We start from the raw sequence: 25928 nt of genomic DNA on the forward strand, positions 1-25928 counted from the left end.
GTCTTTTAGTAAATAGCCCGAAGTTTATTTTCGATGGAAAGACCCTCTTTCTTATTCCCAAACACTACTAGATTTTTAAACTCGGCGTAAACTGTCTCCCCTTTTTCAAATGGTCCGATTTCCCGGTATTTATCCGTATTCATTTCTACTTCAAAAGAATCCTCCGAAAAAACTCGCCTTAATTCAATCCGGACAATGGAACCGACGGTATGAATATGCCTAACTTCAGATGGAACGCTGCCTGACTTCGCCACCTTGCTAAGAACAATTTCATGGGGCCTAATGTACCCTATTGCCTCCTCCGTTACCTCCATTTGATTACTGATATTTAATAAGACTTCTCCTCTAAATTCATTCACTCTGCCCAAAAAGCTATAAACAAATGCATTTACAGGATGATAATAGACATCTTCTGGTGAGCCTATTTGTTCAATTCTCCCGTTATTCATAACAACGACCGTGTCAGCCATTTCAAGGGCTTCTTCCTGATCATGCGTGACAAAAATGGTGGTAATGTTGAGTTTTTGATGGATTTCCCTTAACCAATGCCGAAGCTCGAGTCGAACTTTTGCATCTAATGCCCCAAACGGTTCATCCAGCAGAAGAACTTCCGGCTCGACAGCAAGAGATCTTGCTAACGCTATCCTTTGCTTTTGCCCTCCTGAAAGCTGGGATGGATACCGGTCAGCAAACTCCTCAAGCTTAACAAGTTTTAATAGTTCAAAGACCTTTTCCTTTATTTTTGTTTTGGACAAACGTAATTTTCTAGCTCTTACTTTTAGACCAAAGGCTACATTTTCAAAGATGTTCATATGTTCAAACAGGGCATAGTTTTGAAAAACAAACCCCACCTGACGTTCCTTTACGGTTTTATTAGTATAATCAACACCATGAAACAGAACATTTCCTGCATCGATATTCTCTAACCCGGCAATTAACCGAAGAAGAGTGGTTTTTCCTGAACCTGATGGCCCTAATAATGCGACAAAATCTCCAGTTTGCACTTCTAAATTTACATTATTAACTGCTGAAAAAGTACCAAATGATTTAGAAACAGCCTTTATGCTAATCCCCATTTTTTCATCTCCCAATTATACAAAAACATATACTTACCTTTTGGTCTTCCACTCCACGATGCTCTTTAGGACAAGAGTTAACAAGGCAAGAAGTGCCAGTATAGATGCAACCGCAAAAGCAGCAGAAAAGTTATACTCGTTATACAAAATTTCAACCTGGAGTGGGATCGTATTTGTTTCTCCTCTAATATGACCCGAAACGACGGAAACAGCTCCGAACTCCCCCATGGCCCGTGCATTACAAAGAATCACTCCGTAAAGCAATCCCCATTTTATATTTGGCAGGGTGACACGAAAAAACATCTGCCAACCGCTTGCTCCAAGCGTAATAGCTGCCTGCTCTTCTGATATTCCTTGTTCTTGCATGATTGGAATCAATTCCCGAACAACAAATGGGAACGTAACAAAGACAGTAGCGAGAACGATTCCAGGTGTACCAAAGATAATCTTGATATTGTTAGCTTCAAGAAAAGGACCTAATAAGCCTCTAGAACCAAACAACAAGACAAAAACTAAGCCTGCAATCACAGGGGAAACGGCAAAGGGGATATCAATCAGCGTAATGAGGATATTTTTTCCCTTGAAATTGAATTTTGCAATCCCCCAAGCTGCAATCACACCGAAAACGGTATTAACCGGAACAGCAATTACGGCTATGAGCAACGTTAACTTAATCGCGGCCAGTGCATCCGGCTCTATAAGGGATAAAAAGTATAACTGAATCCCTTTTTTCAATCCTTCAGAGAACACGGTCAGCAATGGCAGCAGGATAAATAAACCTAAAAAAACAAGGGCAATTCCGATTAGGAACCATTTTCGTAACTTGGCTGCCCAATCAGCCTGTATTCTTTTTTCATGAACTACTAATTCTTTAACCACCATTTATCATCATCACCTTTAGGTCAGTCGATGTTTTTTTGTTGTTTTCCACTGCCAAAAATTAATTAAGAATAATAGAATAAACGAAAAGACAAGCATGACACTGGCAATGGCCGCTGCGCCTGCATAATTAAATTGCTCCAGTTTCGTAATAATCAACAAGGGAACAATTTCCGTTTTCATCGGCATGTTACCGGAAATGAAGACAACTGATCCATATTCCCCTAATGCCCTTGCAAAGGCAAGGGCAAAACCCGTAAGGATGGCAGGGAAGATAGCAGGAAAGATTATTTTGAAAAAAAGCTGTATAGGATTAGCACCAAGTGATGCAGCTGCCTCCTCATATTGATAATCCAAATCCAGCAATATCGGCTGGACAGATCGGACAACAAATGGCAATCCGATAAAAGTCAGTGCAATCATAATTCCAAGCGGGGTATAGGCAACCTTCATCCCAATCGCAGCAAAATAATGTCCAATCCATCCATTTGGTGCGTAAATAGTCGTAAGAGCAATTCCCGCCACTGCAGTGGGTAAGGCAAATGGCAGGTCAACCGCTGCATCTATAATCCGATGACCAATAAATTCATATCGTACTAGAACCCAGGCAATCAAGGTTCCAAAAACAGCATTTATCAAGGCCGCGATAAAGGATGTATAGATGGTCAGTTTATAGGAAGCTACTACTCTCGCATCTGTTACAGTGTCCCAAAATTCCTTTATACTAAGTGTTGACGCCTTTAAAAAAAGAACCGCGAGTGGAATCAGGATGATTAAGCTTAAATAAATCAACGTATATCCCATAGAAAGACCAAACCCCGGCAATACCTGTTTCTGTTTGAATTTCTTAGCCATGAACATGATCTCCTTTATGGTTTATAGATTTGATCAAAAACCCCGCCATCATCAAAATAGGTTTTTTGTGCCTTTTTCCAACCGCCAAAAAGATCATCAATAGTAAATAGGTTGATTTTCGGAAATTGGGCAGCATACTTTTCAGCAACTTTTTGTGACCGTGGTCGGTAATAATTTTTTGCGGCAATTTCCTGGCCTTCATCTGAATAGAGATAGTCTAAATAAGCCTGTGCCACTTTTTCAGTCCCGTGTTTTTTCGCTACTTTATCTACAACAGAGACAGGTGGTTCTGCTAAAATACTTACGGATGGATTAACGATTTCAAATTTATCCTTCCCTAGTTGATTAATAGCAAGATAGGCCTCATTTTCCCATGCAATCAACACATCACCGATTCCTTTTTCCACAAAGGTAGTGGTTGAACCTCTTGCACCTGAATCCAATACAGGTACGTTTTTATATAGTTTTGCAACAAATTCCTTTGCCTTTTCAGGATTACCGTTGTTTTGCTTTAAGGCATATCCCCATGCAGCCAGGAAATTCCACCTTGCCCCTCCAGAGGTTTTCGGATTAGGCGTAATAACCGAAACGCCTTTTTTCACCAAGTCATTCCAATCCTTTATCCCTTTTGGATTGCCTTTGCGGACAAGAAACACGATGGTGGAGGTATAAGGCGAACTATTGGAGTCTAATCGTTTTTGCCAGTCCGCTGAAATTTTTCCGCTATCCGCAATTGCATCGATATCATATGCTAGCGCTAATGTTACAACGTCTGCCTCAAGGCCATCGATAACAGAACGCGACTGCGCTCCAGAACCGCCATGAGACTGTTTAATGGTTACTTTTTGTCCAGTTTGTTTCTTCCATTGAGCAGCAAAGCTTTTATTGTATTGTTCATAAAGCTCTCGTGTCGGGTCATAGGATACATTTAATAGTTCAATGTCCTTTTTGGCACCTTTTCCATGGTTCTCTTTGGTTGCCGTTTGGTTGGAGCACCCGACAGTCCCTATAAGAAGAAGGAATGTTAATAAAGCAATCCATGTTTTTTTCATGTTCATTTTCTCTCCTTTTAGGCTAAAAAAGCCAATATGTTTTATTACGGGCTTTCTTAAAATAAAAAAGCCCCATTAGTTACGTACATTATCACGTAAAACTAAAGGGCCTTCGGGCGTCCGATCGGCATCATATAATTAATTACCTACTTGTTTACCTGTTATAATCTGTGTGCTTTTTTTGCTTTGCAGCTGAAATCGATATTTTTCTAATCGATCAATTTGGGTGATTTGCGAATCATGGACCGTTATTTGAATAGACCCAAACTCCAATCCTTCTAATAAGCTAACTATTTTTTCCATCACTTCCTGATTAAAACGCCCTTTTACCATCAAAATATCATTCCTCTCTTTTTAATTTGGTCAATCATTGCAGTTCCCCTTTGAAGGTTAAAAAAAAGGGCACTTATCCGATGATGAGATAAGTGTCCTTCAGTTCGTCTGATCGGTCACAGTCTTTGTTTGATTCCAATTCCGATTAATCTTATATGATTACTTTTACATATCTTAATATGGATTTTTTGAAAAATCAATATCCTTTTTAAAATTTTTTCTAAACAAATAATTTTACTTGTTCAACTATTATAACCACATTTTAAACAACCCTTCTGCTATCCCTAAATTATACATGTAATAGATACCGAACACTGTACTGATTACTCCAGTAATTTGTGTAAGAGTTTTATTCAATCTTAATCGTTTGGCACTAAAAATAAACGGAATTCCAAGAATCGTTGTAAAGAAAAGCATACCAAACACAGTCCCAAAGCCAAAGATAACGATATAAACAGCTGCTTCCAAAACACTCTTAACGGTACTCATCGTTAAAAGCACCATTGCACCACTTCCGGCAAGACCATGAACGAGACCAATTACCATGGATTTTATATAGGATAGATTCCTTTGTTGGTTCCCATGTTTATTACGAGTATCACTATCATGTTCATGTTGATGAACGTGTATCTTTTTTAATGAAGTGATAGTCGATATACCAAGATAAACAAGCATTATACCTACCAAGAATTCAAATGACATAGCCCATTTTTCTGGTATTCGGCCTTTCAAAATCAGTAATATAATTCCAACTATTAATAATGTTGCAGTATGACCGATTCCCCAAAACACTCCAGCCAGAGAAGAACGGAATAACTTTTTACTTTGACTAGCAATAGTAGATACAGCTATGACATGATCCGGTTCAATTGCATGTTTAATTCCTAACACAAATCCTAATGCTAGAATGGATAAAAAGCTTACATCCATTTCGATACCTCCTAAAAATCATAAATAAACCATAAAACAAGGCATTACTAAGAGCAATGCCTTGTTTCCCTATTATTTCCTATTAAAATTGTAAGTTTATAAGCTGTTCCCGCTAAAGCAGATATAAAATTAGCATATATTACATCGGAAAGAAATAGCCTTCTTCATCAAACTTCATTTCATGTGGATTCTCTAATACCTCGATGTTTCCTTTGTCTTTCAACTCATTAAAAATTACTTCAGATACAAATAACTCCCCAATATGAAGAGTATTTGGGATCCTTACAATTCTTGCCTCTTCCCAAGCAATTCCCCAGTTAGCCCTTAGTGCAGCTTTTAGTGCTTCCTGGTCATTATCAAGGACAATTGGAATGCTTGCCCGTGCTAAAAATGTACTTGTTACAACATTTTCGTTCATTACTTTTAAATCGATACTTTCAAATAAACGCTTTGTTGTTAAATCAGCTAAGCCAATTCCCAGCGCATTGCCGTGGCTGACCTCACTTAAATTGGAGGCAATGACATATTTGATAGTTGGTTTTTTCGGCTCTTCTACGCCCAATACACGGATACGGCCGATGATGTTTGTATCCATACCAGTTCCGCTGTAGTTTTTGCCGATTTCATCGACGACCAAAATATCCATATCATCGACTGGAAGGCACGGCATTAAAGCAAATGCTTTTTTCAATAATTCTCTTTCGCGGTCTTCAATTTGATCTGGTTCGATGGCTTCAATGATGGCGGTTTCCTCATGAGCGTTTTCCACAATGGCAATACCAAATAAGGTGTTGGAATTCTTAATCGCCACTTTCCCTACTTCAGGCATCATTTCGCTGATTCCCTTAATGCCGTAAGTATGTAAAGCTAAGGCTTGTTTGTGCTTACCCATACCAATGGAAGCCATTTTTAAGACGCCGCTTTCAATTTTATTTTTAAAATCTGTATGCGGCTTCACACGGCCCATTACGATGATGCCATCTGCATTATAAGCAATCTTATCAACATAAACAGGGATCCCCTCCGACGTGATGCCAACTTCAACGACGTCCATGGAGGAACGAATTTCGCAGCCAGTATATTCTTCCGTTACACCCAAACTTTCCACCATTTCTTTTTGCCCTTCGGCTGTAGCGCCGCCGTGGCTTCCCATTGCCGGAATGATAAATGGAGTTGCGCCTCTCTTCTTAATTTCAACGGCAACACTTTTCACGATTAAAGGGATATTGTTAATCCCTCGGCTACCAACGGTTATGGCAATCTCCATGCCAGGCTTGATTTTTTCATCGGCATTGACAAGTTGAAATTGCTCTGAAATCGTTCCAGGGATATCCGTTAAACTTTCCACTTGAAATTTTTGTCTTATTTTTGCTATTTTCGGAAAAGACATCGTACTACTCCCCTTTCAAAAAATAAAAACTCTTACATACAAATGCAGCAAGAGATCATTTTAATAGAGACCTCTTGCTTGAAAACAAACATTCATTTTATTTTTCCAATTTCTCAGGAGCCAATTCAATCGCCATACGGATTGCTTCTTTTAACGATTGCTCATCCGCAATATTTTTTCCAGCAATATCAAAAGCAGTTCCGTGGTCTACGCTTGTACGGATTGTTGGTAGACCGACTGTGATATTTACTCCTGCTTCAAGACCTAATACCTTAATTGGTCCATGGCCCTGGTCATGATATTGTGCGACAACAATATCAAAATCGCCGCGTCTGGCTCTGAAGAATAATGTATCAGCCGGAAGCGGTCCTTGTACATTAATGCCTTCAGCTTGTGCTTTTTCGACGGCCGGAATAATCTTTTCTTCCTCTTCGCCATGTCCAAATAAGCCATTTTCGCCGGCATGAGGATTGATTCCGCAAACGGCAATGCGCGGAGATTGAATTCCTGCTTTTTTCAATGTTTCATGAGCAAGTTTGATAACAGTATATTGACGGTCAACATTAATTTTATTAATCGCGTCAAGAAGTCCAATATGGGTTGTAACATGAATGACGCGCAGTCCGGGCGCTGACAGCATCATCGCGAATTCTTTTGTATTGGTCAATTCCGCCAAGATTTCAGTGTGACCAGGGTACATATGGCCGGCTTTGTGAAGCGCTTCTTTATTTAAAGGAGCAGTACAAATGCCGTGAATTCTTTGTTCATTCGCAAAAGAAATAGACTTTTCTAAGTATCGAAATGCCGCATTTCCAGCATCAGCAGAAACTTGACCCCATGGTAAATCTTCTGATACCAAATCTAAATCGATAATATCGATTGTACCGTATTCGAACTTGGCATCTTCAGGATTTGAAATGGTGTTTAATTGAAGGCCAATATTTGTAACCCCTAAAGCTCTTTTTAAAATTTTTAGATCGCCAACTACAAATGGACGGCAATTTTCGTAGATGTTTTTGTCATTTAATGACTTAACGATAATTTCCGGTCCGACACCTGAGGGGTCTCCCATTGTTATTGCAATAATTGGTTTATTTGCTGCCATCTTTGTTTCCTCCTGTTATCACATCTTATTTCACCAAGCATATATCGAATGACAAATCAAAGGTTCCATATGACATATGTTTGGGATGTTCCTAGTTAATACTATTTCTTCAGCCAATATAATGTTTAGCTGCATACATAAGAAGTATCAGTATGGCGCCAATCGCAGTTTTTAACATGAGCATTTACATCCGTAATGGTCTGTAAAGCTTTGGCAAGGGCCTGGTCCGTTCCAAAGGCACCCGCTTTTGTCACAATCGGCATACCGTCATAGGTCCCTCCGAATAATTTCCCATAAGGAATACCGGCTTCCACCTCACCAATGACGCGAATTCCTTCACCGTTCAATACCTTACAGGCGGCTCCTGCGATATCTCCGCCTGTTAAAACCGCCCCGCAAATAGGCCTACTTTCAATCAATTCGCCAGCGATAACGCCCATCGATTCAGCAATGGTGTAACCTACATCAAAGTTCGATAATCGAAGTTTCTTCTGCAGGTCCTTCACCCGATTGATGGCCTCGCGCTCGCGATTGGTCGTGATCACTAAATCGCTTTTTCCAAGCAATGCTTGGCCAGCTTTCACAATCCGTTCAATTTCACACTTTCTCCTGTCCTTATAAAAGAATTCTTCCGGAGAAATGACAATTTCCTCGACTTGAAATTTGTCTCTTAGGACTTGAATTTGCCGGTCAATAACAGGATTCACACTGCCCGCTACGACAAGCACTGGAAGCCGTTGACCCGACTGTTGATGATGCAATGGGCTTTCACGCTGGCCAGTGTTAAACAGATGATAAGCAATTCCGGCTGAACCTACCCAAAGGAAATTCTCTTCTAAAAATTCCGCAGCCTCTACTATCATTTTTAGTTCTTCATCAGTCGTAGCATCAACGATGATAATTTTTGAAATGTCTCCTGAGGATAGCTCATTTATTTTTTCTGATAAATGGCTTTTTCCTTTTCGCACATCCGAAATGGAAATTAATGCGACTTCCCGATTACTTTGCTCTTGCAGCAACTTGGGCAGGTAGCTTTCTGTTACCGGGCAGACAGGATCCTGTGCAATGGGTGTTTCCTCTAAAAGGACACCATTCACATAATGATTTCCATTTATGGTCACTCGATTGCTATTTGGAAAAGCCGGAACCACAAACGAGGTTTTTAACTTAAATGCATCCATGACGGCATCAATTTCCGGACCAATATTCCCCCGCATAGTAGAATCAATCTTCTTGAAGACTTTTGAAACAGACAATTTATTCAATTGTGCGGCTAAATTAAAAACCGCTTCATAAGCCTTCTCAGACGTTAAGGCACGGCTATCAGAATTTAAGACAATCACATCTGCACCTAAATGTGCCGGCTGTAATTGCGTCTCGGAAAATAGCACTGCCGTGTTTAATCCTTGTTTAGCAAATTGGACGCCCGTATCATTGGCACCTGTTAAATCGTCTGCTATAACCGCTAGTTTCACCTGCATCCCGCCCCCCTTTTATGCTATTTCTAGTTTGTCTTGTATCGAGTTCTATTATTTTCATCCGATTTAAATCGCCTATTCTTATTGGTATGATAAATTCTGCAACACACCAATTTTTTATCTTAAAACGCTTTCAGTAATATTAATATTAAAACAAAATGTTGCATTTGGCAATACATATAGAAAAAATACTACAAGAAGTTTTTTGTGTTTCTTTTTGCATCATTTAAGTGCATAAAAAAACGCAAGCTGTTATTTTAGCTTGCGCCACAGTGTGGAACGGTTAATACCTAGACGTTTGGCTGCTTTTGATTGGTTTAGCCCTTCCTCTTCCAAAACTTTGGTAATGACTTGTTTTTCGATTTCTTCTAATGTGCCGGATAAATCGATAGGAGTTAATGCTTCATCCTTTTTCTCAGGCTGCTCACATTTTGCTAAAACCGCCGCCACATCTTCTTTTTCAATATAATAAGAACTTGTTTGTTTAAACAATTGTTCGATTACTTGCTTTAGCTGCTCCACATTGCCCGGCCAATCATAACAGGCAAGCTCGTCCAAAGCATCATTGCGAATTCCGACGATAGCATTCCCATATTTCGGATGAAGATCAGATATAAAAACATGAACTAAATCCTCTATATCCTCCCGGCGCTCCCGAAGTGGCGGGATGTAAATTTTTTGTTGACCCAGTGTATAGTACAGGTCACGATCAAACGTGCCAGTTTTGACCTTTTCTTCCATATTGTTCCCGGATGACACTAGCCACTTTACTTTTGTATGATGGCCATTCTTGACGAAGTGGTATAGCTCTTTTTGCATATCCTCGCTCAATTGGTCAATGTTTTTTAAATAAATGACTCCATGAGCATATTTTTCAAAAAAGTCATTCATGAAGTCCTTCAGCTGCTCTGACCTTAAAATATCACCATGGAGCACAATAAATGGGGCGTACGCGTTATTCCTTTTCACATAAATCGTGTGGGCTGCTAATTGCTTTCCATTACCCTTTTCGCCTGAAATCCACACAGTTTCATCGTTTGCACAGTATTGATCAATTTGTTTTAACACCTTCTGAATCGGCTCGCTTTTTCCGGAAAAAAGGACATACGTAGCAGACGTATGGAATTCGATGGCATTTTTCGTTTTTCTCTCCCCATCCTGCACGGCAGCTTGGTTCGGAATATTTTTTTCGAAAAATAAAGCAATCGCACCATTTTGCGGACAAGCAGTGATATTCCAAAATGACTGATTAATGTGAATGGCTCTTGTTTGCTTTTCCTTCATTAACGCCGTTTCTTGAATCAGCTTTTTTATATCGTTGGAATTTTCAACAATCATCCAATGAAATTCGCGATTGAAACGTTCATTCCCGTAAACGAGTTTCTCCTCTCTGTTAAAAACACCGATTGGTTGTTCGTTACCATCGAGAATGGATTGAAATAATGAAACGTCCTGCTGCAGCTGCGAGAAGATGCGATGGGATCTTTTCGCTTCTTCCAATGCTTCCATAATCGCTTCCTTGCCGGAAGTGATCAGCACGCCCGTCAGTCCCAACTGCTTGGCAGCTTGTACCGTGACCACGTCACCGATAATCACTTCATAGCCATCCTTCTTTAAATTCGTTAAAATTTCTTTAACCTCAGTATCTTTTGAAATCGTTAGTGTTTTAATATCCAAATCAAGAATCTTACAGATTGTTGCAGCACCTTGGGTAATATTCGAAAATCCAACAATCGCTGATTTTCGAGAAAACCCTTTTACAAGAGTGATGATACGTAAAACATCATAGCCGGTCACCTGAATGTCAATCACGGGTATCGATACGGCCTCCTGAATCAAGGACGCTGTACCACCGCGGCTGATGATGACATGGTAGCCATTATTTTCGGCTTCCTTTGCAACAGCGACACCTTCATACAGGTTCCCTAATTCAATATCAAGTTGGAAATCTTTCACTTCCTGCTGTATCTCTTTCATCATTTCGTATAGCCCCTCATACGGGACAATAACCAACGCTTTAATCATATCCCCTCACCTACTAAATATCCTCTATTTTTTTATTTTCCATCAAGGACTCACCTTTAATAAAGCTTGGTGTTAGCACTTTATTCATGCTGCCGCTCACATAGCCTTGAAGATCAAGTGTGACATATTTATAGCCGAAACGCTGCAAATTTTCTTGGATTTCTTGATGGTTTGCTAAAATTAACTGCATATCTTGAGGTTCCACTTCAATCCTGGCAATCTCTTCATGAGTCCGGACGCGCACTTGTCGAATCCCTAGTAATTTCAGATAAGCCTCGGACTTTTCTACCTTAGTTAATTTTTCCTTGGTAATTCTTTCACCATAGGCAATACGGGATGATAGGCAGGCAAAGGATGGTTTTTCCCAAGTAGGCAGGTTTAATTGCTTTGAAAGCTCACGAATCTCTTCTTTAAAAAGATTCGCCTCCTGAAGCGGCCCGCGCACGCCATGCTCTCTCGCTGCGCGGACGCCAGGACGATGTTCACTCATGTCATCGGCAATTAAACCATAGACCACGTTTTGAAATCCCTTCTGGTGCATAATCGGTACGATTTCTTCGAACAACCCATTTTTACAAAAATAGCAGCGGTTTCGGTCATTTTCTGCGTAGCCAGGGATATCAAGTTCGGAGGTTTCAATCACTTTATGTGTGGCGCCAATCAGTTTGGCAAGCTTTTTCGCTTCTTCTAGTTCACTTGAAGGGTATGTTTCCGAATCAGCCGTCACTGCCAAAACGTTTTCAACACCTAAAACATCAACTGCTACTTTTAATAAAAACGTACTGTCGACACCGCCAGAAAAAGCAACGACCACATTGCCCATCTCATTTAAGATATCTTTCAAACGCTCGTATTTCTCGTTCATGCAGATTTCCACCTATCTATATTTTTCATATATATTTTATTGATCCAAAACAAGCTGTTTAAAAAACGTTTTTATTCTTTGCATTTTGCAACACATTTTAATTATAAGCAAATTTCTTCTAAAGTAAAAGAAATTACTAAAGCGATTTCAAGAATATATTTTTAATAAAAAAAGGGCCATTTCATAGAATCTCTATAAAACGGCCCCCTTCTGTTTTTTATAAGAACATATCTAATATTAAAGTAAATACTAATCCGCATACACCAACGATTGTGGAAAGAACTGTATAGGTTCCGAATGCTTCCTTCAAACTCATACCTAGCGATTCCTTAACCATCCAGAATCCTGCGTCGTTAACGTGTGATGCGATGGCACTGCCTGCACCTGTTGCAAGTGCAACTAGCTCTAAGTTAACATCAGGCATAGTAGCAAGCAATGGAAGCACTAAACCAGGAGTTGTTAAGGTTGCAACAGTTCCGGATCCCAGACAGACACGCAGTAAAGCTGCCACAATCCAAGCAAACAGAACCGGTGACATATGAGAACCTTCGAATAATTTAGCAACATAATCACCAACGCCGCCATCAACAATAACCTGCTTTAAGGCACCGCCGCCGCCGATAATTAATAGCAGCATTCCCAATGCATTTACTGCTGAACCACAGGAATCCATCAACGTCTTCATTGGAGTTCTTCTGCGCAATCCCATTGTGTAAATGGCGAATAAAACAGAAAGAATCATAGCCGTGTCAGAGTTTGTGATAAAGCGAATAATTGTGATGAACGTATTTTCTTTAAATCCTACCATATCGACAACGGCACCAATAGCCATTAAGATAACTGGGAATAAAGCTGTAAATACGCTGATTCCAAATCCAGGTGTTTCTTCTAATTTAAAAGATTTTGCAACACCAAAAGAGGCACTGCCCTCTCTAGTGAATGCTGTTGGGACAATTTTTTGAGCAATCTTTGGATACCAAATGCCAGCAATGATAACAGTTGGAATTGCAACAATGATTCCATAAAGTAACATTAATCCAACATTTGCATGATACTCTGCTGCAACTGCGATAGGGCCTGGATGCGGTGGCAAGAACGCATGTGCCACAAGAGCAGCGGTAACCATCGGAAGACCTAATTTTACAATAGAAACTTTTAATTCCTTTGCGATAGAGAAGATAATTGGAATTAATAATACAATCGTAACTTCAAGGAATAAAGCGATACCACAAATGAACGAAGCAATTAATACAGCCCATTGGATTCGTTTTTCCCCAAATCGGTTGATTAGCGTGGTCGCAATACGATTTGCACCACCGGAATCAGCGATTAATCGGCCAAGCATTGCCCCAAGACCAAATATGATTCCAATATGACCAAGTGTTCCGCCTAAACCGGTTTCAATTGATTTAACAACATCCTTCATTGGAATTCCCAATAATAAGGCAACGATAAATGAAACAATAATCAAGGATACAAATGTGTTCAATTTAAAGCGCATAATTAAAATAAGTAATAATAGTACCCCTATTGCAATTATTACTAAAGGCATAATTGATTCCCCCCAACTTCCTTGTTTAATTTTTAATATAAAAATGCTGATAATTGCTATTACACATGACGTATGGATGGTCTTTACATATAATGTTTCTTACTTAACCAATTTCATTTTCTTAGCAGAAGAACAAAATTGCAACACAATCTACCCAAAAGGATATCGATTCTAAAAAACTTGTTGTTTATCGCATCACATGTGAACGTTTTCATTTTATAATCTATGAATAATCTTGTCAATAGGACAGGGAGGATTATTTTTTGTCTCTTTTTTCAACATATATCTTAATTCACTGTTAGATTGCCATTTAATATGGCAATAAAAGAGTCAAAGATGTCTTGTTTGCAAGGACACTAGAGAGTTTCGTTTCTATTCTCTCCAAAAAAGTTCCAAGGCAATACGGCTTTTTTCACTCAAAAAAAAATGCGGATAAAAGGCGTAAGCCTTTATCCGCATTAATCTTGATCTATTGTTTTCCATATATGTTCATACACATGTTTCAACGGGATGGTATGAAGCTTTGCCAATTCTTTGCATTCCTCATACTCTGGAGCTCTTTGCACAAGCTTGCCTTCGTAATATCCCTCCTTCACGGTGACAGGTCCCCACACTGTTTCTACACATTTAAACTGTCTTTCTAGCCTGTGGACCGTTAAGGGATAATAGCGTATACCCAATGTTGTTGTTTCTTTAAATAAAATCTCTTTCATTTTATCTAGTTTATGACGAGATGACAGGAGCTGAAGCAAAACTCCCGGTCGATTTTTTTTCATATAAATAGGTGTATAAAATACATCATTGGCCCCAGCTTCAAAAAGTAAATCCATGACATAACCGAGCCATTCACCTGGTATATCATCAAGATTTACTTCTATTTTAATCATTTCATCATCAATATGTTCGTTGTTATGAGGATGAGAAACCATTTTTACTCCTCCTATGGTCTATTCCCCAATGATAACACGAAGTACATTGGGATGGTCTTTAAAGGTTTTTGTTCCAGCACCATATCCAATTGATTCTACTTTCATAGAGGGAATCGGGCAATATTCTTCTGCCAGCACAGCAGCTATGGCTGCACCTGTTGGGGTTGTAAGTTCAAATCGTACATTGCTTTGTTCAATCGGTACACCCTTTAGTACTTCGAGTGTCGCTGGAGCAGGAACTGGATAAATCCCGTGATCAATATGTATTTTCCCTGCGCCGACAGGAACGGGTGAAGATTTTATTATCTTTATGCCCAACTGATGAATTAAAATGGCAGCTCCGACAATATCAATGATCGAATCTACTGCACCAACTTCATGAAAATGAACTTTTTCTAATGGCAAACCATGAATATGCCCTTCCGCTTCACCTATTTTCCGAAAGATTTTTAAGGAAGTCTCTTTCACTTCAGTTGCCAAGTCTGATGATTCAATCATTTTTACAATATCATTGTATGAACGGTGGTGGTGATGATGGTCATGTTCATGATGGTGATCATGCTCGTGATGGTGATGTACATGATCGTGGTCATGCTTATGTTCATGATGATGTTCATGATGGTGGTCATGCTCATGATGGTGATGTTCATGATCGTGGTCAGGTTGTGTTAACACTACATTAAACTTAGTACTGGTGATCCCGTTCTTCAAGATTTTCTTCCAAGTCAATTGATATTCATCTTCAAAATGAAGCTTTTTAAATTCTTCCACTAAAATAGCCGGATCTGCCCCTGCATCTAAAAGAGCTCCAATAAACATATCACCGCTGATCCCTGAAAAACAATCGATATATAGAGTTTTCATCCCTTTTTTGCTCCTTTTTTTGCTATGTTATCAATTAGTACAGCGTTGTAGGCAGCACCAAACCCATTGTCGATATTCACAACGCTAATACCAGAAGCGCATGAATTCAACATGGTCAGCAACGCGGACAAACCATTAAAATTGGCACCATAACCAACGCTTGTTGGAACTGCAATGAGCGGATGTGTTACGAGACCCCCAACGACACTTGGAAGAGCGCCTTCCATTCCTGCTACCACAATTGAAACAGTCGCCTGTTGAATTTGTTCAATATTATCAAATAAGCGATGAATCCCAGCGACCCCAACATCATAAAAACGACGAACTTCACTTCCTAATGCTTCAGCTGTAATTGCAGCCTCTTCTGCTACTCTTAGATCTGATGTACCAGCACAAACAATTGCAATATATCCTTGATAAGATTCCTTTCCATTTATGTTTTTTTTCCAGTAGAGAATCTGTGCGGTTTCATTATAAATAAATTCAGGATGTTCACGAAGGATATAATCAGCTTTTTCTTTTGAAATTCGTGTAACTAATATATTTTGATCTTTTGATCTGATTGCTTTTATAATGGAATGGATTTGTTCTTTCGTTTTCCCTTCCCCATAAATCACCTCTGGGAACCCTTGACGATTCTTCCGGTGGTGGTCGACTTTTGCAAATCCTAAATCCTCATATGTGGCTAACTTTTCTTTCGCCTCTGAAACACTTAATTTACCCGTCTGAACTTGCTGCAATATCTCTTCCAACATTTTTTTCACTCACCTTAAACGATCTTGTTCAATTCAAACCATATCAACTATTATTTTCTTTGGCCGTTCAAAAATACTATTTTTCAGCCCCTCCAATTATAGAATAATCTTTGCGTAAATGCATAGTTGACTTTATTATTAAATAAATATTAAAACCGTTTCTATTATGTATAACGTACCCGTAAGTATTTAAATATGTTTTTCTTAATGTGATTTTATGGTAATCCCTGTCGGTTATACAAGCCGATTTGGAATTTTGTTTACACTTAATTGAGCAGTAAATTTATAGAACAAAGCTTGTTCCAGTATTGTCACTGGAACAGGTTTTGTTTATTATTGTAGAATACTTTTTAACTCCCCAATAGATTCAATTGAAACAACCATTTCATCACCGGATTTTAACCAGTTTTGTTTTTCCTCTGGATATCCCAGGATGACACCATCAGGGGTCCCTGTAAAAATAAGATCTCCAGGCTTTAAAGTCATATGCTGCGAAATATAACTCACCAAAGTTGCGCAGTTAAAAATCATATCCTTTGTATTCGCTTTTTGGCGAACTTCTCCATTCACTCGGCATTCAATCGTTAAATGGTTGGGATTGATTTCATCACTTGTCACAACATATGGGCCAATAGGAGCGAACCCGTCCGGAGTTTTTCCAAGAAGCCATTGTCCAGTTTTGAATTGCCAATCTCTCGCAGAAACATCATTACCAGCTGTATAACCAAAGACATAGGACAATGCTTCTTCCTCTGAAACATTTTTGACTGTTTTGCCGACTACAAGAACAAGCTCCGCCTCATAATCCATTTTTCCAACACCTTCTGGAATAATAACAGGCTCTTGGTGGGCCGCTAAAGTATTATTAAATTTACTGAATAAAATCGGTGAAGTTGGAATATCCATATTAGACTCTTTGGCATGATTAATATAGTTTAAGCCGACACAAATAATTTTTTCCGGATTCGTCACAACTGGTGCGTAGGTTACAGCATCGTCCGAAATAAATAATTCATCATTTCTGTGTGATATAGACCGTTCTACTAAACTTGTAAGTTTAGCCAGCCCTTCCTCAGAATGAGAGATTACCTCTTTTAAGGTAACTGGAACGGACTGCTCGAAGGCTTGGGCTGCTTCTTTAATATCTAAAATCCCAAAATCTGTTTTCACCCCTAAACAAATCTCATCGTTTTTCTTAAATTGAAGCAGTTTCATCGTGCCACATCTCCTCTTAGTTTTATGACTTTTCAAATAATATATTGGTACATACTTTACTCAAAATCAACTTATAAAAAAATTTGCCCCCTCAGAAACTCACTTCTAAGGGGACAAGACTCAATTAACTTGCACCAATATGCTGCTCGATTTCATTTAAAATACTCTCAAGAGAAGTTACAACACCCTTTTCATCCTTGTAACTAATATGTCTAGGCTTAAAATGTACGGGTGAGTCAATACCGGCTGCGGCTGCAACCCGAAATAAACCCTTACGTAGTGTGACAAGATAGTTCACAACACGGTATTTCTTTTCATCGATTACAAGTGCCTTTTGCAGGTCGGGATCAGTTGTTGTAACCCCAACTGGACAGGTATTGGAATTACATTTTAAGGTCTGAATACATCCAACCGTTATCATAAAACCACGGGCAATATTCACCAAATCTGCTCCCATGGCAAGCGCAATCGCAATGCGGTCAGGGGTAAACAGTTTCCCTGATGCGATGATTTTCACCCGGTCGCGTACCCCATATTTATGAAGCGTGGAGACCAAAATTGGAAGAGCTGACTTTAGTGGTAATCCAACGCTATCAATCAGTTCCTGGTAGGATGCTCCTGTGCCACCTTCACCGCCATCTACCGTAATAAAGTCCGGGCCTTTTCCGGTTTCTTTCATATATCTTGCTAATTGTTCTACACTGTCATTCCCACCGACAACAATCTTCATTCCGACTGGTTTTCCTGTTGTATCGCGGATTTTTTCAATAAACTCACACATTGAAGGAACATCACTGAACTGATGGAAACGGTTCGGGCTATCTACCGATTTATACGGTTCAACCTTCCGAATTTCGGCAATTTCAGGGGTGACTTTTTCTCCGTCAATATGACCGCCCCGCGTTTTCGCTCCTTGGGCAAGTTTAAGTTCAAATGCTTTTACCTGCGGAATCTCACTCTTGCGTTTCAACTCATTCCAATCCACGCCCCCATCTTTATCACGTACTCCAAAAAGACCAGGGCCAATCTGCATAATAATATCTACTCCGCCCTCTAAATGGTATGGGGATAAGCCGCCTTCACCTGTATTCATCCAGGTCCCTTTTGCTAAGGCCAGGCCTTTAGAAAGGGCGGTAACTGCATTTTTTCCAAGAGCACCATAGCTCATCGCAGACATACCGATTAACCCCTTTAATACAAAAGGGTGCTTACAATTAGGACCTACCACTACGGCATCATCATCGTGCAATAAATAGGCAAGTGCCTCTTCATCCTCCCATTTTTCCTTTCTTTGTGAAAAAAGCGGATCTCGCAGTAATAGATACCTTTTTGTGTTCACCTTTGTTTCCCGATCCATTTTCTCTTCTTCCGCCAATTTTGGAAACATATCATTACGGACAAAAAGCCCTTCTTCCTCAAAATCACGTTTCGACCCAAAGGCAACAACATCCCGTTTGTACTTGGCACTTTTTACGATATGTTCATATTCATCCCTCGAAAAGGGCTTTCCCTCTGTATCGCTGTTGAACCAATATTGGCGAAACTCCGGACCGACTTTTTCTAAAAAATAACGCATCCTTCCTAATACCGGATAATTCCTTAAAATGGAATGCATCTTTTGATTTCGATCCAACCTTAACAAATAGACAAGTAAAATCAAAAGTCCAATAATAATAACAACAAAAACGATAAATCCAATAATCGTGAAGACATCCGCGATATTCATCCAAATCCTCCTTGACATGAGTTGAATTCTTTATAATTTGCTCTGTATTGGAAAAATTTATGCTTTCCTTTATTTATGTATTTAACCTTTAAGGACTGATTTTTATTCAATGCATGTGAAAACTTCGAAAGAAATTGTCTATGCGATATTTGCTGGTGAGGGGAGGGTACGGTAGGAGCTTTCTGATGGATGTTTTTCTTTATGATGAATAAGTTGCATTCCAAAAATATATTTTATCATCTGGTCCTATGCGGGAGCGTCGGATTCTCATAATAAAAGGGCTGATGGCGTTGTTATTACTTCACCATCAGCCCTTTTTATTAAGCAATATTTTGCTTTTTATTTGAATCCTCTAACGGAACACGTTTACCCATTTTAAAAAGATAAAAGCTGCCCGCAACAATGGCAAGGAATACCAGACCTACAATTAACGAAACACGAGTATCAGTATTGATCCACATTCCCACAAGGACGAATAGTAAAAATACAATCGTCAAATAATTGCTGATTGGAGAAAATGGCATCTTGAAAGAATGGCTGGACATTTCAGCAGCTTTTTCTTTTCTAAATTTAAGCTCACTAATGATTATGACAACCCAAGGCACCATTCCTGGGAGAACACTGGCACTATAAACATAAAGGAAGAGACCTTTTGGAGCAATATAGTTCAAAATTACCCCAATAAATAAGCCGATCAGTGTTGCGTAAATGCAGTTTGCCGGAACCCCACTTTTTGAGATTTTAGCAAAACTTTTTGGTGCTTGGCCGTTTATGGCTAAAGTATAAAGCATTCGACCTGCACTATAAATTCCACTATTTGAACCGGATAAAGCTGCTGTGATGACAACAAAGTTAATAATACCCGCAGCAGCTGTAATTCCTACCTTAGCAAAGGTCGAAACAAACGGGCTGCCAATTGTCCCTAATTGATTCCAAGGATACACAGTAACAATGATAAAAATTGCACCAATATAGAAAATTAAAATTCGCCAAATGATATTATTAATTGCCTTTTTTAAGGTTTTAGTCGGATTTTTTGCTTCCCCTGCCGTGATACCGATGAGTTCCACTCCCTGATAGGCAGCTACTACAAGAGATAATGCAAAGAAGAATCCTTTAAAGCCGCCTGTGAAAAAGCCGCCATGTTTCCAAATATTCGATAACCCGATGGCATGTCCATGGTTCCCTAATCCAAAAAATATTAAACCAAGACCTGCAATAATCATGAGGACAATCGTTACTACTTTAATAAGAGAAAACCAAAATTCAAATTCTCCATAAAACTTAACTGAAACTAGATTCGCAAGTCCTAAGATGACCATCGCAATGATTCCTGGCAGCCATTGAGGAAGATTCGGAAACCAATAATTCATATACATTCCTATCGCAGTAATTTCTGCCATTCCAACAAGAACCCATTGAAACCAATAACTCCATGCTGTCATATAACCAGCTAATGGATGAATATATTTATGGGCAAAAGTTGCAAAGGATCCGGTGGTTGGCTCTGAATAGAGCATTTCACCCATTGCGCGCATAATGAAAAAAATAAAGATTCCGGCAATCGCATAAGCCAGCATGACAGATGGACCTGTCCATTTAATCGTACTCGCTGATCCCATAAATAAGCCGACGCCGATGGTGCCGCCTAATGCAATCATTTCAATATGACGTGCCTCTAGTCCCCTTTTCAACTCTTTATTTGCCACACAATTCCCCTCCTGATGAATAAATTTAATTATTTAATTTTTATTAATTTCTGAAATTTAATGATATAAAAATAATATTTTTACCTTAATAAACGCTTTCAAAATTATCCAAAACACTAATCAAACATAGATAATTATTAAATTACCTACTTTTAAGATATTATATCAAAAGCAAAAAATAAAGACTTGAAATTTTTAAAGATAATAATTCCCCATCTTTATATAATTTCCGAGAATTCAAAATTTTCATTTTATAGATTTGCAAAATAGAGTAAAATAGTGGTACTAGCTAGAAAGAGATAACTTCAAGCCTATTTTGGGAAAGCATTCTTTCATGGAGGTGAAAGTCAATAATTAAAAATTGGAAAGTAAAAATGGCGGTTAAAAATTTAAAAAGGGAAGGGAAAATAAAATGAACGCAAAAAAAATGGTTCAAATTGTAGTCGGTTCCAATGTCCTTTTATTATTCGTCCTTGTTTGTCTTCCAATTTTTCTTGTTGACCCAGATTCTAATGTCATCCAGGCTTTTCTAAACTCTATTCAGGGAGAGTAGAAGTTCCTTACTACAAGATCTCAAGAATGAAAAACGGCTGATTCCCGTTTTTGGGAATCAGCCATCATGTTAAGATAGATCCAAACACTGAAGCCGCCAATAACTCAACCAATTAATCGACATCATTTATCTATCCTTTTTAACTTACATTTATGCTACTTTGGTATATTAGCTCGTGATGTACCAAAATAGTTACGAACTACTATCATTATCAGTACAATGACGGGCATTCCAACTAAAAGAGGGAACCCAATTAAGTAAGGCATTTTATTATAAAAAAATCCTTGATAAGTAACTTTATTGTTCGCCCATACCAAAGAGTAAATAAAGATGAGGGAAACTACGGGAAAAATCAAGGGCTGATATCGTTTAAATTTAAAAATATCTGTTAACCCAATCACTACTGCGTAAACATAGAGAATGATTTTAATGAAAAATCCGACAGCAAATGTCCCAACCACGATGGAGTCCATCCTCTGGATAATATGACCAACATTAATCTTTTCAACTGCACTAAGCAACGGGATTTCAACAGCTTGTGCTCCAATACCTATTACACTAATGATCAGGAGAAAGGTCCAAGAAAGACCTAAACCACTTAAAAAAATAGACAATAAACCAGATCTTTTCACCAAATCAGGCTTATTTAAATAAGGGAAAAACATAAGGAAGAGGAAAATTTCCCCAAATGGGAAAAAAATCATTAATGTGACTGAGTGCTTTAGAACTGGCAGCCAGCCGAATTCTAAAATGGGCTGCAAGTTCTTAAGTTTTATAATACTGGAAGCCACCACAGTAAAATTACCAGTTAAGCCAAAAACAACCATTGCAGCAAATAATATCTCCGCCGTTCTCCCTATAACTTCAATTCCTAAATAGCAGGCATAAGAAACCAGGACGAGACTGATGAAAACAATAACAGGAACCGGGGTATCCGGTAATATATAAGTTCCCATTGTATCCCCTAAATGCCGCGCATTAACTGAGGCTACAAAGAAAAAATAGCTAATATAAACCAAACTTAAAGGAATCCCAATATATTTACTAAATACTTTTACTAAAATTCCTGTAAAAGGAAGAGTAGGATACTGTTTAAATATCTGTAGGTATACCAAGAAAAATAGAATGAGTGCTCCGAACATGCCAATAAAGATTGATATCCAAGCATCTTGTTTCGCTTGCATCCCCATTCTTGTAACAATTCCCGTTCCTAATTGAAATAAAAACATGAGAGAAAACAATTGCTTTGAATCAATCTTCGCATTTTCCATATGGTTAAATCCTTCCCTACTCGTGCAACCAATTTACATTTATTATTTTCAACTATTCCCTGGTAAATTAAACCTCTTCATTCCTTCATATTTTTATAAATATGGAATCCAAATTATCCTTTTATAAATAGAATATGCCTCATTCAAGTGGAAATAATAACCTTAAATATAGCAGAAATATGAGGGAAAAAACTTTGAATTATTTAAAAATGAAAGGCAAAAAGTCGTTTAAGGACAAGTGGAAAGATTTACAGAAAAAAGCAACAGAACAAAAAATTCAACCTAAACAACCTGAAGAAAAACCTTTAGAGCCTGGTTTATTGGATAACATCCGAAGAATTAAAGAATTGTTTGGAAACAGTGACGATATTATTATGAGGGAAATCAGAATTGGTAAGGAAGGAAAGATTCGTGCTTGCATCGTTTTTACAGACGGTTTGATTGATAGTCAATCCATTCAAAATTTCATTATGGAATCGTTAATGATTGATTTGCGAACAACAGATAGACAATCAGAACCCTTCACTGAAGAAAACCTTTTAACCTATTTAAAAGAAATGGTTTTAACAGTCGGAGACATTCAAGATATAGATGATTTTACGAATCTGCTGGATTCGCTTTTAAATGGTAAAGTCATTCTTTTATTTAATGGATATACCCAAGGGTTCGCAATTGAAATGAAAGGGGGAAAAGAACGGTCAGTTGAGGAACCTACGACAGAAACGACAATCAGAGGACCCCGGGAAGGATTTACAGAAAATATACGGGTTAACACTTCATTATTACGACGGAAAATTAGAGACCACAATCTATGGATTGAATCCAGAAAAATTGGAAAAGTATCAAAAACAAACCTATCCATCATGTATATAAAAGGAATTGTAAATGAAAAAATTGTCGAGGAAGTCCGCAGACGGCTTGATCGAATTAAGATCGATAGTATTTTAGAGACCGGCTATATTGAAGAATTAATTCAGGATGCGAAATGGTCACCTTTTCCTACCATGTACCATTCAGAACGACCTGATGCCATCGCCGCCGATCTGTTAGAGGGTCGTATTGCCATTCTAGTTGATGGCACACCTTTTGTGATGACAGTTCCTGTCATGTTCGCACAGTTTTTACAGTCACCTGAGGATTATTATAACCGGGCGGATATTACTACACTTCTTAGGATCCTTCGTTATGTCGGTTTTTTTATCGCATTATTAGCACCTTCCTTTTATATTGCTATTACCACCTTTCATCAAGAAATGCTGCCAACGCAATTACTCATTACTCTTGCTGCCCAGCGGGAAGGTGTCCCCTTTCCAGCCTTTATTGAAGCACTCGCAATGGAGGTCAGCTTTGAAATATTACGTGAAGCAGGGCTAAGAATGCCGAAAGCGATCGGCCAAGCAGTATCCATCGTCGGAACACTTGTCATTGGTTCGGCAGCTGTTGAAGCAGGATTTGTGTCTGCTGCCATGGTAATTGTTGTCGCCATTACGGCCATATCCAGCTTTATTGTTAGTAATTATGAATTAGCTATTGCAATCAGAATGTTACGCTTCCCTTTCATGGGACTCGCTGCATCATTTGGTTTATTTGGAATCATAGTAGGATTGATTGCCTTGGTTCTTCATATGTGCAGTTTACGTTCTTTTGGAATACCTTATATGGCACCGTTCGGTCCCTTCATTAAAGACGATCAAAAGGATGCCATTTTCCGCTTCCCAAGATGGGCAATGTCAAAACGGCCTAAATTAATAAGTCAAACCAATATAAGACGTGAAGATACCCCTGCACCTAAACCTGACTCAAATTAAGTAGATGGTCATAAAATGATAAAGCTGCCTTTTCTCCGAAAAGGCAGCTTTATCATTTTTTATCCAGATTTATTAACTTCCTTATTGCATTTATTGTTAATAAGAGTAAAGGAAGAACCAATCCGTACGTTGAGGCATATAGCGGCCAAATATAATTGCCAAATGCGGCGTAGCGGGTAACATTAGGATATAAAAACAAGGACATCACAACCAAAATCATCCCTAAGGGTAACGTAAATGGCCGATAATCTTTGATGTTCAATATTTGAACAAAACCTATAATAGATGCGTAGAAATAAATCGTCATCTTAAAAAAAATCGTTATTAACCACATAATCGCTAATATGGCTTCAATCCTTTGCAAAAAATCCCCTACATTTATCCTCCTAGCTAAAGAATAACTGGGGAACATTTGTCTCGAACTATTTTCAGGACCTAAAACTAAAATCGTTAATGTTGTAAGGATAATTAAACAGACTCCTGCTATGAATAGTGCAATATAAAAGTTTTTTTCAGCTTTCTTTTGTTGATTCACTGAAATAGGGAAAATCATCAATAATACAATCAAAGGTAAAGAGAAAATACTTATAAAAAGAAATACAGCACGGATCATCGGTTTTATTCCTGTTTTCAATATAGGTTGAATGTTTTTAAACTCCCATAAATCAGGCGTTAATATTAATGAAACCACTAATAATACGAATAAAAACATAAATAAAGGAAAGAACAATTCTGCAGAACGAGCCAACGTTTCAAGGCCTAGTCGAATGCCCATGATTAAGATGCATGCGAATAAAATATGGATTGACACGTGTGGCGTCTCTGGGATAATCTGAGTCGTTAAGAAAGTTCCAGCATAATACAATAAATCTGCGGCGTTGATAAATGAAAAGATAACAAACATAAGAGAAATGGCCTTACCTAACCATTTGCCGAGAAGTTTTTCAATGATTTCAACTAGAGTCATCGTCGGGAACATTCTCCCAATAGCGATATATAAAGCCACCGTCAAAAAACCAATCGCTGTACCGATTATAGCAGCAATCCAAGCATCTTGTTTGACCTCTTGTGCAAGACTACCAGGCATCACAAAGATGGTAGTGCCTATAGAAAATAAAATTACTAATATTCTAAATTGCCGTACACTAATTTTAAGATTGGTCACCATATTCTTTACTATACCTATTTCAGAAATCCGTATATAAAATCACTAAATGGTTTAAAAATATACGTAATTCCAATAAGTGGATTCGGAATGTGTAAATCTAAACTTTGTGCTATACCTAATCCAACAGCAATCAGCATTAAAATAGAAAATACCCATAATTCTTTCGTTAACTTGTTTTTTCTCAAGTTAGGAAGTTCAAAAGCAATCATCATAATCGCTGCCACTATTGTTCCTGCAACACCTAGCATTCGGAGGACTCCTTCTATTTAAATTCCATCACTGGATCTTCCCAATATTCTTATTAAAATATCCAATTCTTTACTGAACCATTCTTTACTATTCGAATACTTAACAAATTGTTCTAATCTATTTTAGACGGTTTGTCGAAGC

21 protein-coding genes and 1 pseudogene are annotated in these 25928 nt (G+C 38.4%); 2 read left to right on the forward strand and 20 right to left on the reverse strand.

Translation table 11 applies throughout. The annotated features are described in order from the left end of the window. Positions 1–5: 5 nt before the first annotated feature. From E2K98_RS20545 to E2K98_RS20630, 17 genes and pseudogenes are all read right to left on the reverse strand, one after another. The gene (locus E2K98_RS20545; protein WP_133337433.1) at positions 6–1076 is read right to left on the reverse strand and encodes a sulfate/molybdate ABC transporter ATP-binding protein; all 1071 of its coding nucleotides are present in this window, start codon (positions 1074–1076) and stop codon (positions 6–8) included. Positions 1077–1109: 33 nt separating this feature from the next. Beyond that, positions 1110–1958, reverse strand: coding sequence for a sulfate ABC transporter permease subunit CysW (gene cysW / locus E2K98_RS20550; RefSeq protein ID WP_133337435.1), 849 nt, complete (start codon positions 1956–1958; stop codon positions 1110–1112). 15 nt (positions 1959–1973) lie between these two features. Beyond that, positions 1974–2810, reverse strand: coding sequence for a sulfate ABC transporter permease subunit CysT (gene cysT, locus E2K98_RS20555; protein ID WP_133337437.1), 837 nt, complete (start codon positions 2808–2810; stop codon positions 1974–1976). Between the two features lie 14 nt (positions 2811–2824). Next, on the reverse strand, positions 2825–3862 hold the full coding sequence (locus tag E2K98_RS20560) for a sulfate ABC transporter substrate-binding protein (RefSeq protein WP_133337439.1): 1038 nt from the start codon (positions 3860–3862) through the stop codon (positions 2825–2827). Between the two features lie 138 nt (positions 3863–4000). Then, positions 4001–4195 (reverse strand): YezD family protein, encoded by a 195-nt coding sequence (locus E2K98_RS20565; RefSeq protein ID WP_133337627.1) that lies wholly within the window; start codon positions 4193–4195, stop codon positions 4001–4003. A 249-nt stretch (positions 4196–4444) separates the two neighbouring features. After that, the gene (locus tag E2K98_RS20570) at positions 4445–5125 is read right to left on the reverse strand and encodes an urease accessory protein UreH domain-containing protein (RefSeq protein WP_133337441.1); all 681 of its coding nucleotides are present in this window, start codon (positions 5123–5125) and stop codon (positions 4445–4447) included. Between the two features lie 139 nt (positions 5126–5264). Further along, positions 5265–6515, reverse strand: coding sequence for a nickel pincer cofactor-dependent isomerase, group 22 (locus E2K98_RS20575; RefSeq protein WP_133337443.1), 1251 nt, complete (start codon positions 6513–6515; stop codon positions 5265–5267). Between the two features lie 97 nt (positions 6516–6612). Then, complete coding sequence (gene pdxA / locus E2K98_RS20580; protein WP_133337445.1) at positions 6613–7620, reverse strand: 4-hydroxythreonine-4-phosphate dehydrogenase PdxA; 1008 nt, start codon at positions 7618–7620, stop codon at positions 6613–6615. A 125-nt stretch (positions 7621–7745) separates the two neighbouring features. Continuing rightward, positions 7746–9101: a four-carbon acid sugar kinase family protein gene (locus tag E2K98_RS20585; protein ID WP_235824886.1), complete on the reverse strand. Its 1356-nt coding sequence runs from the start codon at positions 9099–9101 to the stop codon at positions 7746–7748. A gap of 249 nt (positions 9102–9350) precedes the next feature. Then, entirely contained in the window at positions 9351–11123 is a 1773-nt protein-coding gene (locus E2K98_RS20590) for a PrpR N-terminal domain-containing protein (protein ID WP_133337447.1), read from the reverse strand. A gap of 13 nt (positions 11124–11136) precedes the next feature. After that, a complete protein-coding gene (gene larE, locus E2K98_RS20595; RefSeq protein WP_133337449.1) occupies positions 11137–11988 on the reverse strand; it encodes an ATP-dependent sacrificial sulfur transferase LarE in 852 nt (283 codons plus the stop codon). 217 nt (positions 11989–12205) lie between these two features. Further along, positions 12206–13540, reverse strand: coding sequence for a gluconate:H+ symporter (locus tag E2K98_RS20600; protein WP_133337451.1), 1335 nt, complete (start codon positions 13538–13540; stop codon positions 12206–12208). A 458-nt stretch (positions 13541–13998) separates the two neighbouring features. After that, a pseudogene (larC, locus tag E2K98_RS31775) lies at positions 13999–15333 on the reverse strand (nickel pincer cofactor biosynthesis protein LarC). After that, positions 15330–16088 (reverse strand): nickel pincer cofactor biosynthesis protein LarB, encoded by a 759-nt coding sequence (gene larB / locus E2K98_RS20615; RefSeq protein WP_133337457.1) that lies wholly within the window; start codon positions 16086–16088, stop codon positions 15330–15332. Before larB ends, larC begins: the two are co-directional and overlap by 4 nt. 333 nt (positions 16089–16421) lie before the next feature. Next, positions 16422–17303, reverse strand: coding sequence for a fumarylacetoacetate hydrolase family protein (locus E2K98_RS20620; protein WP_133337459.1), 882 nt, complete (start codon positions 17301–17303; stop codon positions 16422–16424). A gap of 124 nt (positions 17304–17427) precedes the next feature. Then, a complete protein-coding gene (locus tag E2K98_RS20625) occupies positions 17428–19029 on the reverse strand; it encodes an FMN-binding glutamate synthase family protein (protein WP_133337461.1) in 1602 nt (533 codons plus the stop codon). A 320-nt stretch (positions 19030–19349) separates the two neighbouring features. Continuing rightward, entirely contained in the window at positions 19350–20738 is a 1389-nt protein-coding gene (locus tag E2K98_RS20630; RefSeq protein WP_133337463.1) for an amino acid permease, read from the reverse strand. A gap of 412 nt (positions 20739–21150) precedes the next feature. Here E2K98_RS20630 and E2K98_RS31100 point away from each other — a divergent pair, with 412 nt between their 5' ends. After that, a complete protein-coding gene (locus E2K98_RS31100) occupies positions 21151–21291 on the forward strand; it encodes a hypothetical protein (protein WP_155925514.1) in 141 nt (46 codons plus the stop codon). Between the two features lie 155 nt (positions 21292–21446). On the opposite strand, the gene E2K98_RS20635 is transcribed toward E2K98_RS31100, so the two are convergent. Continuing rightward, positions 21447–22562 (reverse strand): GerAB/ArcD/ProY family transporter, encoded by a 1116-nt coding sequence (locus E2K98_RS20635; protein WP_133337465.1) that lies wholly within the window; start codon positions 22560–22562, stop codon positions 21447–21449. Between the two features lie 209 nt (positions 22563–22771). Between E2K98_RS20635 and E2K98_RS20640 the strand changes: the two genes are divergently transcribed. After that, positions 22772–24370, forward strand: a complete 1599-nt coding sequence (locus E2K98_RS20640; RefSeq protein ID WP_133337631.1) for a spore germination protein — start codon at positions 22772–22774, stop codon at positions 24368–24370. A 52-nt stretch (positions 24371–24422) separates the two neighbouring features. Here the strand turns inward: E2K98_RS20640 and E2K98_RS20645 are convergent, their stop codons facing one another. Both E2K98_RS20645 and E2K98_RS20650 read right to left on the reverse strand, forming a co-directional pair. Continuing rightward, positions 24423–25538 (reverse strand): GerAB/ArcD/ProY family transporter, encoded by a 1116-nt coding sequence (locus E2K98_RS20645; RefSeq protein WP_133337467.1) that lies wholly within the window; start codon positions 25536–25538, stop codon positions 24423–24425. Positions 25539–25552: 14 nt separating this feature from the next. Continuing rightward, a complete protein-coding gene (locus E2K98_RS20650; protein ID WP_133337469.1) occupies positions 25553–25786 on the reverse strand; it encodes a hypothetical protein in 234 nt (77 codons plus the stop codon). Positions 25787–25928 lie beyond the last annotated feature (142 nt).

Source organism: Bacillus salipaludis, from assembly GCF_004358205.1.